1 protein-coding gene is annotated in these 594 nt (G+C 41.8%); it reads right to left on the bottom strand.

Features of this window, described 5'->3' with window-relative positions; genetic code table 11:
- A partial coding sequence (locus ACRCJ0_RS18590) for a Gfo/Idh/MocA family protein (RefSeq protein WP_431391670.1) occupies positions 1–475 on the bottom strand: 475 nt, incomplete at its 3' end.
- Positions 476–594 lie beyond the last annotated feature (119 nt).

Below are 594 nucleotides of genomic sequence, written 5' to 3'. Positions count from 1 at the left end.
GGGACTCATCGAATTTTCGGCATAAAGAAGTGGTTACCGTGTGGACTTCCCCAATTTCACCTTGTGCGACCAGCTCTTTCACCGCTTGATAAGCCGGTGTAAAGCGACTCTTCATGGCTTCCATAAAGAAAACGGGTTTAGCATTTAAAGCTGCTTCAATTTTTGAAACTTCAGCTTGGTTTATAGTCGCTGGTTTTTCACACAAAATGGCTTTGCCTGCTTGGATGGCTTTCAAGACCCATTCCAAATGGTATTTATGCGGTAAGGCAATGTAGACCGCGTCCACTTGGTCGTCGTCCAATAATTCTTGGTAAGACCCATAAGCCTTTTCACATGGATGGTTAGCTTTGAAAGTTTCAGCCTTTTCAATCGTCCGGTTGGCAACCGCGTGTAATTCACCGTCAGTTACCTCCTCTAGACTATTCGCAAAGCGGTTGGCAATATTTCCTGCGCCGATAATTCCCCACTTAATCATCTAATGCTCCTCTCTGGATTCGCGTAAACTTTTTGGCAATTTGTTTGTTATTTTTCTGGTAATTAGTCATATAAATCATGGCATATAAAACATTGAAAATATATTCAATGGCAATTTGT

It is taken from the genome of Aerococcus sp. L_32, assembly GCF_050689315.1.
Note: the sequence above shows the minus strand (reverse complement) of the source record. Positions and strands in the feature narration are given on the sequence as shown.